We start from the raw sequence: 12,587 nt of genomic DNA, 5'->3' as shown, positions 1-12,587 counted from the left end.
AAATATTTAAAAACTTTTATTTACCCGTTTTTTGACTCGTTTATCCCTACATTGACTTCAAAAAGAACGCTCCGTTCCTTCTATAAGCTATAGAAGAAACGGAGCTCTACTCATTAATTTTGTTGGTGACGCATCGTTGGGAAGAGTAATACATCACGAATCGATGGCGCATTCGTCAACAACATGACGAGACGATCGATCCCGATGCCAAGACCACCCGTTGGCGGCATACCGTACTCGAGTGCTTCAATGAAGTCTGTATCCATTTCATGTGCTTCGTCGTTTCCTGCTTCTTTTTCGACGAGTTGTGCTTCGAAACGTTCACGTTGATCGATTGGATCGTTCAATTCCGTGAAGGCATTCGCATGTTCACGACGGACGATGAATAATTCAAAGCGATCCGTAAAGCGTGGATCCTCTGGATTTTTCTTCGCAAGTGGCGATACTTCAACAGGATGACCATAGACGAATGTTGGTTGAACGAGTGTCTCTTCTACTTTTTGTTCGAAGAACTCATTCAAGATATGTCCCGTCGTCATGTGCGACTGGACTTCAACACCGTGTTCATGCGCTAGTTCGAGAGCACGTTCGTTTGAAATCTGTTCAAAGAAGTCGACACCTGTCGCTTCTTTAACAAGATCGACCATGTGTGCTCGTTTCCAACCGACAGATAGGTCGATGACGTCTTCTCCGTAAGTGACTTGTGTCGTACCGAGTACTTCTTGTGCGACGTGAGCGATCAGGTTCTCTGTTAAGTTCATGATGTCTTTATAATCCGCATACGCTTCATAGAGTTCGATCATCGTAAACTCTGGGTTATGGCGTGTTGAGATTCCTTCATTACGGAACACACGACCGATTTCGTAGACTTTCTCAAGTCCACCGACGATCAAACGTTTCAAATGGAGCTCGATCGCAATCCGCATGTAAAGCGTCATGTCGAGTGCATTATGATGCGTGATGAACGGACGAGCCGATGCTCCACCCGCAATCGTATGCAACATTGGTGTTTCGACTTCCAAGTATCCGAGGTTATCGAGATATTGACGAATTCCACGAATGACTTTACTCCGCGCGATGAATGTCTCACGTGATTCTTGGTTCGTAATGAGGTCGAGGTAACGCTGACGATAGCGTTGCTCGATATCTTTTAATCCGTGATATTTATCCGGAAGCGGACGTAATGCTTTTGTTAATAACGTAAATGCTGTGACGTGAACAGAGAGTTCACCAACATTCGTTTTGAACACGTATCCTTGGATCCCAACGATGTCACCTAAGTCACATGTCTTATAGATCTCATACGCCTCTTCACCGACATCATCTTTACGGACATACAACTGAATTTGACCTTGTACATCCTGAACGTTCGTAAAGCCAACCTTCCCTTTACGACGTGTCGTCATGACACGACCCGCGATGGCAACTTCCGGTTTCAGTTCAGCCAACTCTTCTTTTGTATGTTCACCAAACGATGCACGAATGCTCGCGGTATCCGTCGAACGTTCAAAACGTGCGCCGAATGGATCGAGACCTTGTTCACGCATGGCGTTCATCTTACCGAGACGCACCTGCATTTGATCGTTCATTTCCATATCCTGACTCACTCTCTTCACTCCTTTTAATAATGGTTCACGACGATTCTCTCGAATAAAAAGCTGCCGGAATGACCGACAGCCCTTTAGAAAACCGATACGCTCATCTTCAATGCAACTAGCGTACCACAAAACGACGCTGTCCGACTATACTTTACCTGTTAGGCATATGCTACGTCTTCTTCGAGTGTCTGCAAGTACTGCTGTAACAGTTCGACGAGTCCTGCGTGTGTGTCGATATTGAATAACGCATTGCGAACGCGACCGTTCCCCTTCATTCCTTTCAAATACCAGGCGACATGTGTCCGCATTTCGCGTACGGCGAGTTCTTCTCCCTTTAGCGCGACTAGTCGTGTGGCATGCAAGAGACAAATATCAATCTTCTCACGCGCCGTCGGTTCTGCTGGAAGCGTTCCTGATTCGAGGTACTGGATCGTCTGATACAACATCCATGGATTCCCGAGAGCGGCCCGTCCGATCATGACACCGTCGACGCCGATCTCATCAATCATCCGTTTTGCATCTTGCGGAGTCTGAACATCTCCATTTCCGATGATTGGGATGTTGACCGCTTTTTTCGCTTCGCCAATGATGTTCCAGTCTGCGACCCCTTCATACTTTTGCGAACGTGTCCGCCCGTGGATGGCTACAGCTTTCGCCCCACCCGCTTCTGCTGCTTTGACATTATCGACACAATAGATGTGATGGCTGTCCCAGCCGGTCCGCATCTTAACAGTAACGGGTTTATCGATCGCTTGCGTCACCGCATGAACCATCTCATATACCTTATCTGGATCAAGCAACCATTTCGCTCCAGCATCGCTTTTCGTGACTTTCGGGACGGGACAGCCCATGTTGATGTCAATGATGTCGGCATTCGTGTTCGCTTCGACATATCGTGCCGCTTGAACGAGTGTCTCTTTTGAACCGCCATAGATTTGAAGACTGAGCGGTTTTTCCCGCTCATCCACGTACAGCATCTGAAGCGTCCGTTCGTTTTCGTACAAGATCCCTTTATCGCTGACCATCTCCGCACAGACGAGTCCTGCACCAAACTCCTTTGCGATTAACCGAAACGCCGGATTACAGACGCCTGCCATCGGTGCCAAGATGACTTGATTCTTCAGTTTGACATCACCAATGTTAAATTCCATTATTGTTCCTCCGCTTCTAAAAGCCCACCTAACCGTCGTACACCGTTTCGTTCTGTCTCTGGTAACTGCTGATACAACTGCTCGACACTTTGCTCAAGACCGGGTATGACGCATGTTGCTGCGAGTTCACGTAATGGTGCGAGGACGAATGCCCGCTCTTGCATCCGCGGATGCGGAACGGTTAATCCTTCGAGGTCAATGCGTTCTTCCTCATATAGCAAAATATCTAAGTCAAGCGTTCGTGGTCCATTTTTGAACAAACGCTCGCGTCCTTCTAGCTGTTCAATTTCCTGCAGTCGCCCAAGTAAGACAGATGCCTCATCCGTCGTTTGAATCGCGACGACCATATTATAGAATAAATCCTGCTCGAGATACCCGACAGGTACCGTCTCATAAATGGAAGAGGTCTTTACGTCATGAACGGACGGTAATGCTCTCAGGCGAGCAATCGCTGCTCTTAAGTGAGCCGCTTTATCGCCGATGTTCGAGCCGAGTGCAATGTAAGCTTCCTTCATGCATAGTCCTCCCGAAGGCGATTGATCTCGACCGCCACATGTTCATAATGACCGGCAATCGGCGGATCCGGTTTGATGACCTTGATCGACGCTTCTTGAATTCGTTCGTCTAACGCAAATACTGCTTTTGCAATACGGTCCGCCAAGGCTTCGACGAGTTGGAGCGGTTCTCCTTCGACGACACGTTTCGTCGCTTCATACAATTCGGCGTAATTGACACTTTTCGTCAAATCATCCGTCCGACCGGCTTCTGCCAATGCAAGTCCGATCGATAAGTCGACATTGAAGCGTTGACCGAGTTTCGTCTCTTCTGCGAATACACCGTGGTACCCATAAAAACGCATTCCTGTTACATGAATTCGATCCACCGTTATTCCCCCTTCGTCGCAGCCAACATGATGTCCATCATCTGCGCTGCCCGTTTGACTTCTTTGACGTCATGCACACGCATCCAGTCACATCCTTGTTGAATTCCGTAACACACCGTCGCAATCGTTCCTTCGAGTCGTTCTTCTGTCGGTAATCCGAGCGCAAGTCCGATCATCGATTTACGGGACGTTCCGAGTAAAACCGGATACCCGAAGTCCGTTACGATCGATAGATGACGCATCAGGTACAAGTTCTCTTCATGCGTCTTCATGAATCCAATCCCAGGGTCGAGCCAAATATGCTCTTCCGCTACGCCTGCCTGTTTTGCTAACCGAATCGATTCCTCAAGGTCAGCCCGGACTTCTGCCAGCATATCTGTCCCATGCGCCGTCTCCCGGTTATGCATCAAAATGATGGGTACTTTATACTGCGCAGCAACGTTGACCATCGAACGATCGCCCCACTTCGAGCCCCAAACATCGTTGATGATATCTGCTCCTGCTTCAATAGCAGCCTCTGCGACGACCGGTTTGTACGTATCGATCGATACGAGGACGTTCAGCTCTCGTTTGATGCGCTTGATGATCGGTAAAACACGGGTGAGTTCTTCTTCGACTGATACGAATGCTGCACCCGGTCGTGTCGATTCTCCACCGACATCGATTGCATCTGCTCCATCCGCGACGAGCTGACGCGCTTGCCGCATCGCTTGCTCGACATCGACATATTGTCCACCGTCCGAAAAGGAGTCCGGTGTCACGTTCAAGATACCCATGATGTAAGTCATCGTTGTTCTCTCCTTGTCGTCACCTGTTCGACGGATTGATCGAACAGCGTCATGATTTGTGCATATCCTGTTCCGTTGATTCCAGGGAAAGGGCGTCCGTCAAGTGACGAAATAGCGACCGCTTCCTGAACGGAATTCGTATAGATGATCTCATCTGCTTCTTCGAGCTGCGGTAAATAAGCCAAGCGTTCTTCGACCGGTACATATTGCATGAGGAACTGACGGGTAATCCCGTTCAGTGCACCGGTTTCAAGCGGTGACGTATACCATGTACTTCCGTAACGCCAAAAGATGTTTGACGTAATGCCCTCACAGACATGACCTTCCTTCGTCAAAAACAACCCTTCTGCTTCCGGATTGAACAATTGGCGTTTCGCCACTAGATTGTTCATGTAATGATGTGACTTCAAGCGGTAAGTCGTCTCCGGTGTACTGCGCGGTAAACGAATCGTCTCGAGTGCACGTTCCGCCCGTTTTCGCGGAGCGATTGGTTTCGCATAGATCAACACGGTCGGCGTGTCGTAAGGATCGATTGATAAACCGATCTCACGTGGACCGGCAGAGACGTTCAACCGAATGTATAAATCGTTCGCCCCATATGCCGCATATAAATCTTGGATCGCTTGCCGTAAGGCTTCCCGATCATATGCTAGCTGGATTCCGAGTGCGACACAACTCATCCGTAAGCGTTCAATATGATCATCGAACAAAAACGGATGTCCGTTATAGGTCCGAAACGTCTCGAATACACCCATCCCGTAGACGAATCCGTGATCGAGCGGGGAGATGCGTACTTCTTCTTCTCGTTTAATGGTTCCGTCATGCCAGAGATACATAATGCGTCAACTCCAAGAAATTTTTTAACATCTGCTTCCCGTCTCGCGTCAAAATCGCTTCCGGATGGAACTGGACACCGAGAATCGGCAACGTCCGGTGACGGAGTGCCATGATCTCCCCACCGGATTCCGCCGTCACTTCGAGCACTTCCGGGAATGTCTCGCGTTCAACGACGAGCGAGTGATAACGTGTCACCGGCGTCGCTTGTGGGATTCGTTCAAAGATGCCTTGTCCGTCATGCGTCAGTGGCGAGACTTTTCCGTGCATCAATTCCTTCGCGCGGACGACTTTACCACCGAATACTTGTCCAATCGCTTGATGACCTAAGCAGACCCCTAGTATCGGCACCTTCCCAGCAAAATAAGCAATCGCTTCTAGACTGATCCCCGCTTCATTCGGTGTACAGGGGCCCGGTGAGATGACCAGATGATCCGGTTGCAACGCTTCGATTTCCGCAAGGGTGATCGCGTCGTTGCGAAATACCCGGATGTCTTGCCCAAGTTCGCCGAAATACTGGACTAAGTTGTACGTAAAGGAATCATAGTTATCAATCAATACAATCATTGCGTTCCCTCCGCTGTTTCTTTTGTCACCCATAACGCTTTGGCTTTACTAAGTGACTCTTCGTATTCACGTGCTGCGTCCGAATCTGTGACGACTCCAGCACCTGCTTGAACATATGCCATCCCGTCTTTTGCGACGAGTGTCCGGATCAAGATATTGAAAATGACATCATCCGCCCAACTGATGAAGCCAAGCGACCCAGTATAGATACCGCGCCGGACCGGTTCCAGTTCTTCAATGATTTCCATCGTCCGGATTTTTGGTGCGCCAGTGATCGTACCACCTGGGAACATCGCAGCGAGCACCTGACTCCCAGAGTGTTCCGGAGCTACTTCCCCTCTGACGTTTGAGACGATGTGTTGTACGTGCGAGTATTTCTCGATCACCATCAGCTCATCGACATGAACCGTACCATAACGACTGACGCGTCCTAAATCATTCCGCTCTAAATCAACAAGCATCACATGCTCTGCCCGTTCTTTTTCATTATCGAGTAAGGTTTTCGCAAGTCGTAAATCCTCCGCTTCATCCTTCCCGCGCGGCCGTGTTCCGGCAATCGGACGTGTCGCTAACGCATCACCGATTTTTTCGACGAGCAACTCGGGTGAGGCGGACACGAGTGTTAAATCTTCATCCGCAAAGTAACCCATGTATGGAGAAGGATTGACTTGTCGTAATACATCATACAAATGTTCCGCTGTCGTCCCAAGCGGTTCCTGTTGACGGACGGACAAATTAACTTGGAAAACGTCACCGTCCTCAATATAGGATTTAATCCGGTGTGCAGCTGTCATGAACGCTTCCTGCCCGAAAGCCCGTTCTCGCTCACCTGATAAACCAGTCGGTGTAAATTGAGGTGCATCCGTCTCGATGCACCAACGCGCGACTTCCGTTTCAAGAACTCGCTCTGCTTCTTCTGCTGTGTCTCGTGTCACGGCAATGAACAATTGCTTCGTTTCTTCATCAAACACGGCGACTTCATCGTACCAGTAAAATGATAGATCGGGTGTTTGCAAATCATCCATCGCTCGTTCAGGTAGCTTTTCTAAATAACGGACGGCATCATAACTGACGTATCCGGCAAACCCACCAAAGAACGGTGGCATTCCATCCGGTCGGATCGATTCACGGTCGACGCGGAGCTGTTCGAGTACATCAAACGGATTCGCCGTCGATGTCTCGACTTTTCCATCTGTCTCAATCGTCGTCGTTCCGTCCTTTGTCCGAACGTATCCGACAGGACGAGTCGCCGCCATCGTATATCGGCCGATTCGACCGCTTTCGAGCCAGACGTGTCCCGTTGTGCCATTCGTCTGTTCAACATATCGATTGTAAAATTGTTCTTTCGTCCATGGTACTGCTTTGTATTTCGTCTGTCGCATACGCGTCCCCCACTTCACACTATTCTGCTCTCATTATACGCAAAAAAGTACACGGAAGCCGAATGACTTCCGTGTACGTCCAGTTGATTACTTCGATTGGTCTGCTTCTTCCTCGATTTGATACAGCGGTGTACTTAAGTACCGCTCCCCATTCGAAGGAATGATCGCAAGAACGTTTTTCCCTTTACCGAGACGTTTCGCTGTCTTGAGCGCCGCTGCAATCGCAGCACCTGACGAGATACCACCTAAGACACCATTCGTCTTCGCTGCTCGGCGTGCGTGATCGAATGCTTCTTCCGTCGTGATTTGCTCAACACCATCATAAATCTCTGTATCGAGAATCGACGGCACGAACCCAGCACCGATTCCTTGCAGTTTGTGTGGTCCCGGTTTACCACCTGATAAGACCGGTGAATCCGTTGGTTCGACGGCAATGATTTCAATACCTTGGAAAGCATCGCGTAACACTTTACCAGCACCGGTGATCGTTCCGCCCGTTCCAATTCCCGCGATGAACGCATCGAGTTGCATGCCTTCGAACGCTTCGACGATTTCAGGACCTGTCGTTTTTTCATGGACGACTGGATTAGCACCGTTATTGAATTGTTGCGGCATGAAGTAACCGTGTTCTTCTGCTTCCGCTGTCGCGCGAGCGATCGCACCCTTCATCCCTTCAGGACCCGGAGTCAGAATCAATTCCGCACCATAGGCGCGAAGCAACGTCCGGCGCTCCATGCTCATCGTTTCCGGCATGACGAGGATGGCGCGGTACCCTTTCGCCGAAGCGACCATCGCGAGTCCGATTCCTGTGTTCCCACTCGTCGGCTCGATGATCGTGTCTCCTTCTTTGAGTTGACCCGCTTCTTCTGCGGCCTCAATCATAGATAACGCGATCCGGTCTTTTACGCTTGATCCAGGGTTCATGTACTCCAATTTCAGATACACATCTGCATCCTCAGGACCCGTTAGATGATGTAACTTGACGATCGGGGTGCGACCGACTAAATCTAATACTGAATTCGCAATACGCATGACCATTCCTCCTCATTAGTGAACCGCTTGAATTCCAAGTAATCCGATAAACTAATTATCAGCGGACTGGATGAAATCTGTCAATCAAAGCGTTTGACTTCCGGCTTTTTTCCATCCTTCGTCTGGCGTTCGACCGCTTCTTGAATCAAACGATCAATCGTCTGTTTTTCCTGTTCCGTTCGCATCGTCTGATAGACCATCGCGCGCGTGATTTTCTCATCACCGACTTCGGCGACGACATCCTCGAGCGGACCACCGATGCTGTCTTGAACGATTTTAGGAGAATCGACCTTTGGGAGCTCACCCATGAAGGCGTAAGCACCGGTCATGAAATTCGTCAACATTAAGATGAAGATCAACATCCACAAGTACTTAGGTTGTACATTCCCCATATTCGATCCCTCTTATGCTCTTTCGAGTGATTTTTCGCGAAGTTCCTCTAATTCTGGAACATCATAGTGATAATGCTCTGAACAGAAGTGACAAACAGCTTCCGCACCACCATCTTCATCAATCATCGCTTGAATCTCATCTGGTCCAAGGGCAATGATTGCTGTCGCTAATTTGTCACGGTCACACGTACATTCGAATGATACTGGAATCGTATCAAGATGTTCGTAGTCACCGAGAACGAGTTCTAACATTTCTTCTGGTGTTTTTTCCTCACCGACGAGAATCGAGATCGGTTTAAGGGCTCCAACACGTTTTTCGAGTGCTGCAATCGTTTCTTCCGACGCACCTGGCATCAATTGAACGATCAAGCCACCTGCTGCGATGACTGATTCGTCTTCTGGATAAACGAGAACGCCAGCCCCAACGACCGATGGGCTTTGTTCCGATACAGCAAAGTAATACGTGAAGTCTTCGCTGATCTCACCTGTTTGAATCGGCGATTGACCACCGACGAAGTCACGCAACCCGAGGTCTTTGATGACAGAGATGTTTCCGCGACCGACCGCTTCACCGACTTTTAGTTTCGTCAGACCATCTGCATTGACATACGTATCCATCTCGACACGGGGACGACTCACATATCCACGTACGACACCTTTTGCGTCGGCATCGACGATGATTTTCCCAATCGGTCCATCGCCTTCGACTTTTAATGTGACACGTGTATCGCCTTTTTGCATCGTACCCATCATTGCACCGATCGTCAGTGTCCGACCGAGCGCTGCTGTGACGACAGGTGTCGTCTGGTGGCGCAGTTGTGCTTCATAGACCGTCTTCGTCGAACGGATTGCAAACGCACGGACTTCTCCATTGAAGCCTAACGCCCGTACTAAATAGTCATCTTTTAATTGTGCTAATAATTCTTCACGTTTCATCTTGATTCCCTCACTTATTTCGTTCGTAGATAATCCGTAATCCATCTAACGTCAAGAATGGATCGACGACCTCAATCATCGTGGATTCCTCGCTGATTAATCGGGCTAAGCCGCCGGTCGCAATGACCTTCGCTTCTCCCATTTCTTCTTTCATCCGGTGAACGAGTCCGTCCACCTGTGCCACATATCCGAAATAGGTCCCCGACTGCATCGCATGGATCGTATTCCGTCCGATGGCTGACTGCGGTTTCGCGATTTCGATTCGTGGCAATTTTGCTGCCTTATTATAGAGTGCCTCGGTTGCAACCATCACACCGGGTGAGATGATGCCGCCGTAATACCGTTTTTGTGCATCGATGTAACAATACGTCGTCGCTGTTCCGAAATCGACGATGATCATCGGTCCCTCGTATTTCGCCGTCGCCGCTACTGCGTTGACGATTCGATCGGCTCCCACTTCCCGTGGATTATCGACTTTTAAATCCAGTCCTGTCTTGATTCCTGGTCCAATCAAGAACGGACGGCGTTTAAAGTAACGCACACACATATTTTCTAGTGGAAACACGACGGGGGGTACGACAGATGATAACACGATTCCCTCGATTTCTTCCACGTTTAGCTCTGCGTCACGGAACAACGCTTTGACGAGCATACCGTATTCGTCCGTCGTCCGTGTCCGGTCTGTCGCAATCCGCCAATGCTCAATCAACTCTTGTCCCTGATAGACACCTAAGACGATATTCGTATTTCCGACATCGATGACTAAAATCATTTGCTTATTTCCCCGCTTCTTCTCGATTTTCATGCTTCTATATTCCGTTGTTTCACGATCGGAATAATATACGTTGTGATTATACCATGCTCATATGGTCACACCTACCGATGTGTATTCGCTCGGTCTGCCACAAAAAAGAACGGATTCGATGCGAGATCGAATCCGTTCCATCCGTTTACACTTGATCGTCGCGACGCGGCGTGTCTGGTGTATCCGTATCTACATTTTTCCCTTCGTCAACGACTGAACCCATTTGCGTTGGAGACTGCGTCGGTTGATCAACAGTTGCATCTGTCGATTCCGGTGCTTTCTCTTCTGCTTTTGGAGTCGTTGCTTCTGGTTCATGTTTTTTGTATTCGCCCGTCTCTAGGAGATGGTGAATTTGTTTTTGATCGAGTGTTTCGACTTCAAGCAATGTCGTTGCAATCAAGTCGAGCTGATCGCGCTTCTCAGTCAGGATATCTTTCGCTTTTTGGTAACAGCGGTTGATGATCGCTTGGATTTCCGTATCGATCTCGTGTGCGATTGCATCCGAGTAGTTCTGTTCGTTTTGGAAATCACGGCCGAGGAAGACGTTACCGCTTTGACCTGATCCGAATTGAAGCGGTCCGAGTTTTTCACTCATCCCGAACTCCATGACCATTTTCCGTGCAAGACCTGTCGCACGCTGGAAGTCATTGCTTGCCCCAGTCGAGACTTCTCCGAAGACGATATCCTCTGCGACACGACCACCGAGCAATCCAGTAATCTTATCTTCGAGTTCCGGCTTCGTCATGAAGTAACGATCTTCTTTTGGCAACATGACAACATATCCGCCCGCGTTTCCGCGAGGAACGATCGTTACCTTGTGTACTTCATCCGCATCGTCGAGCGTGACACCGATGATTGTATGTCCAGCTTCGTGCCATGCGACGATCTTTTTCTCTTTCGGCGAGATGATCCGGCTCTTCTTCGCTGGTCCAGCGATGACGCGGTCAATCGCTTCTTCGAGGTCAACGATCGAGACTTTATCACGGTCTGCCCGAGCGGCAACAAGTGCTGCTTCGTTTAGAAGGTTTTCAAGATCCGCACCTGAGAATCCAGGTGTTCGTTGTGCGATCGCTTTTAAATCAACCGTTGAATCGAGCGGTTTATTCCGCGCGTGAACTTTCAAGACTGCTTCACGACCGATGACATCTGGACGGTCAACCGTGATTTGACGGTCAAAACGACCTGGACGGAGTAAGGCTGGGTCAAGAATATCAGCACGGTTCGTTGCTGCGATCATGATGATGCCTTCGTTTTCACTGAATCCATCCATCTCAACGAGAAGTTGGTTCAATGTCTGCTCACGCTCATCGTGTCCACCACCGAGACCTGCGCCCCGTTGACGACCGACAGCATCGATTTCATCGATGAAGATGATACATGGTGCATTTTTCTTCGCGTTTTCGAACAAGTCACGGACACGTGATGCCCCGACACCGACGAACATCTCAACGAAGTCAGAACCTGAAATCGAGAAGAATGGTACGCCAGCTTCACCAGCTGCGGCACGCGCGAGCAACGTCTTACCTGTACCTGGAGGACCTACGAGGAGGACCCCTTTCGGAATACGGGCACCGAGTTTCGCGAATTTACGCGGATCTTTCAAGAATTCAACGACTTCGACGAGTTCTTGTTTCTCTTCGTCTGCGCCGGCTACATCATCAAACGTAATCTTTTTCTTCTCTGTGTCATAGAGGCGTGCCTTCGATTTCCCGAAGTTCATGACGCGACCGCCACCACCGCCACCTTGTGCTTGATTAATCAAGAAGAAGAAGAGGATGAAGATGATGATGAATGGAACGATCGTCGTCAGTAACGCGATCCAACCACCATTCGTTTCTGCTGCCTTAAAGTCCAATTTGACTCCTTGGCTTTTCAATTGCGTATAAAGATCCGTTAGTTCCGTATCAACAGCCGGTACGACCGTCTCATACGTTGAATCTTTTTCACGCAAATCTCCTGTCACATTATACGTCTGCCCTTCGTATTGGAAGGTAGCCGTCTTGATTTCACCTTTTTCAACAGACTCGACAAACTGTGTGTAATTGATTTCTTTGCTTTTGTTCACTGGACTCTGCAAGTATTGCAGAAACAAGATCAAAGCTAGAAAAATGACCCCAAACACGAGGGTATTCTTCACTGCTCGGTTCATCTTATGCCTCCTCTCCGCATCCATCTCGTTTTTCTAGTGGATGAATACGAATCCTGGCGCGACAGGGCGC

The 12,587-nt window shown here is 49.1% G+C and carries 13 protein-coding genes; all 13 read right to left on the bottom strand.

Annotated features, from left to right (window positions below; all coding sequences use genetic code 11):
• Positions 1-113: 113 nt before the first annotated feature.
• The 13 genes from lysS to ftsH all read right to left on the bottom strand — a co-directional run bounded on the left by lysS (position 114) and on the right by ftsH (position 12,517).
• Positions 114-1,595 carry a lysine--tRNA ligase gene (lysS, locus tag U719_RS00245; RefSeq protein ID WP_087682563.1) on the bottom strand — a complete coding sequence of 494 codons (1,482 nt, stop codon included), beginning with the start codon at positions 1,593-1,595 and terminating at the stop codon, positions 114-116.
• A 161-nt stretch (positions 1,596-1,756) separates the two neighbouring features.
• Positions 1,757-2,749, bottom strand: coding sequence for a tRNA dihydrouridine synthase DusB (gene dusB / locus U719_RS00240; protein ID WP_023466575.1), 993 nt, complete (start codon positions 2,747-2,749; stop codon positions 1,757-1,759).
• Positions 2,749-3,264, bottom strand: coding sequence for a 2-amino-4-hydroxy-6-hydroxymethyldihydropteridine diphosphokinase (gene folK, locus U719_RS00235; protein WP_023466573.1), 516 nt, complete (start codon positions 3,262-3,264; stop codon positions 2,749-2,751). Before folK ends, dusB begins: the two co-directional genes overlap by 1 nt.
• On the bottom strand, positions 3,261-3,632 hold the full coding sequence (gene folB / locus U719_RS00230) for a dihydroneopterin aldolase (protein ID WP_023466572.1): 372 nt from the start codon (positions 3,630-3,632) through the stop codon (positions 3,261-3,263). The genes folK and folB overlap by 4 nt, the downstream gene beginning before the upstream one ends.
• Positions 3,633-3,634: 2 nt before the next feature.
• The gene (gene folP, locus U719_RS00225; RefSeq protein ID WP_023466570.1) at positions 3,635-4,420 is read right to left on the bottom strand and encodes a dihydropteroate synthase; all 786 of its coding nucleotides are present in this window, start codon (positions 4,418-4,420) and stop codon (positions 3,635-3,637) included.
• Positions 4,417-5,256, bottom strand: a complete 840-nt coding sequence (locus U719_RS00220; RefSeq protein ID WP_023466569.1) for an aminotransferase class IV — start codon at positions 5,254-5,256, stop codon at positions 4,417-4,419. The genes folP and U719_RS00220 overlap by 4 nt, the downstream gene beginning before the upstream one ends.
• Positions 5,240-5,821, bottom strand: a complete 582-nt coding sequence (locus U719_RS00215; protein ID WP_023466567.1) for an aminodeoxychorismate/anthranilate synthase component II — start codon at positions 5,819-5,821, stop codon at positions 5,240-5,242. Before U719_RS00215 ends, U719_RS00220 begins: the two co-directional genes overlap by 17 nt.
• Positions 5,818-7,203 carry an anthranilate synthase component I family protein gene (locus tag U719_RS00210; RefSeq protein ID WP_023466566.1) on the bottom strand — a complete coding sequence of 462 codons (1,386 nt, stop codon included), beginning with the start codon at positions 7,201-7,203 and terminating at the stop codon, positions 5,818-5,820. Before U719_RS00210 ends, U719_RS00215 begins: the two co-directional genes overlap by 4 nt.
• 87 nt (positions 7,204-7,290) lie before the next feature.
• The gene (gene cysK / locus U719_RS00205) at positions 7,291-8,235 is read right to left on the bottom strand and encodes a cysteine synthase A (protein WP_023466565.1); all 945 of its coding nucleotides are present in this window, start codon (positions 8,233-8,235) and stop codon (positions 7,291-7,293) included.
• An 80-nt stretch (positions 8,236-8,315) separates the two neighbouring features.
• Positions 8,316-8,627 carry a hypothetical protein gene (locus U719_RS00200; protein WP_023466564.1) on the bottom strand — a complete coding sequence of 104 codons (312 nt, stop codon included), beginning with the start codon at positions 8,625-8,627 and terminating at the stop codon, positions 8,316-8,318.
• A gap of 12 nt (positions 8,628-8,639) precedes the next feature.
• Positions 8,640-9,563: an Hsp33 family molecular chaperone HslO gene (hslO, locus tag U719_RS00195; protein WP_023466563.1), complete on the bottom strand. Its 924-nt coding sequence runs from the start codon at positions 9,561-9,563 to the stop codon at positions 8,640-8,642.
• Between the two features lie 10 nt (positions 9,564-9,573).
• Positions 9,574-10,335 carry a type III pantothenate kinase gene (locus U719_RS00190; RefSeq protein WP_029343061.1) on the bottom strand — a complete coding sequence of 254 codons (762 nt, stop codon included), beginning with the start codon at positions 10,333-10,335 and terminating at the stop codon, positions 9,574-9,576.
• Positions 10,336-10,513: 178 nt separating this feature from the next.
• On the bottom strand, positions 10,514-12,517 hold the full coding sequence (gene ftsH, locus U719_RS00185; protein WP_023466561.1) for an ATP-dependent zinc metalloprotease FtsH: 2,004 nt from the start codon (positions 12,515-12,517) through the stop codon (positions 10,514-10,516).
• Positions 12,518-12,587 lie beyond the last annotated feature (70 nt).

It is taken from the genome of Exiguobacterium sp. MH3 (assembly GCF_000496635.1).
GTDB classification, from domain to species: Bacteria; Bacillota; Bacilli; order Exiguobacteriales; family Exiguobacteriaceae; genus Exiguobacterium_A; species Exiguobacterium_A indicum.
This window is presented reverse-complemented; position numbering and strand designations above follow the sequence as displayed.

Bases quoted from the DNA above. Each gene is read 5' to 3' on its own strand.
- lysS (WP_087682563.1), bottom strand. From the start codon at position 1,595: ATGGAAATGAACGATCAAATGCAGGTGCGTCTCGGTAAGATGAACGCC.
- dusB (WP_023466575.1), bottom strand. From the start codon at position 2,749: ATGGAATTTAACATTGGTGATGTCAAACTGAAGAATCAAGTCATCTTG.
- folK (WP_023466573.1), bottom strand. From the start codon at position 3,264: ATGAAGGAAGCTTACATTGCACTCGGCTCGAACATCGGCGATAAAGCG.
- folP (WP_023466570.1), bottom strand. From the start codon at position 4,420: ATGACTTACATCATGGGTATCTTGAACGTGACACCGGACTCCTTTTCG.
- U719_RS00220 (WP_023466569.1), bottom strand. From the start codon at position 5,256: ATGTATCTCTGGCATGACGGAACCATTAAACGAGAAGAAGAAGTACGC.
- U719_RS00215 (WP_023466567.1), bottom strand. From the start codon at position 5,821: ATGATTGTATTGATTGATAACTATGATTCCTTTACGTACAACTTAGTC.
- U719_RS00210 (WP_023466566.1), bottom strand. From the start codon at position 7,203: ATGCGACAGACGAAATACAAAGCAGTACCATGGACGAAAGAACAATTT.
- cysK (WP_023466565.1), bottom strand. From the start codon at position 8,235: ATGCGTATTGCGAATTCAGTATTAGATTTAGTCGGTCGCACCCCGATC.
- U719_RS00200 (WP_023466564.1), bottom strand. From the start codon at position 8,627: ATGGGGAATGTACAACCTAAGTACTTGTGGATGTTGATCTTCATCTTA.
- hslO (WP_023466563.1), bottom strand. From the start codon at position 9,563: ATGAAACGTGAAGAATTATTAGCACAATTAAAAGATGACTATTTAGTA.
- U719_RS00190 (WP_029343061.1), bottom strand. From the start codon at position 10,335: ATGATTTTAGTCATCGATGTCGGAAATACGAATATCGTCTTAGGTGTC.
- ftsH (WP_023466561.1), bottom strand. From the start codon at position 12,517: ATGAACCGAGCAGTGAAGAATACCCTCGTGTTTGGGGTCATTTTTCTA.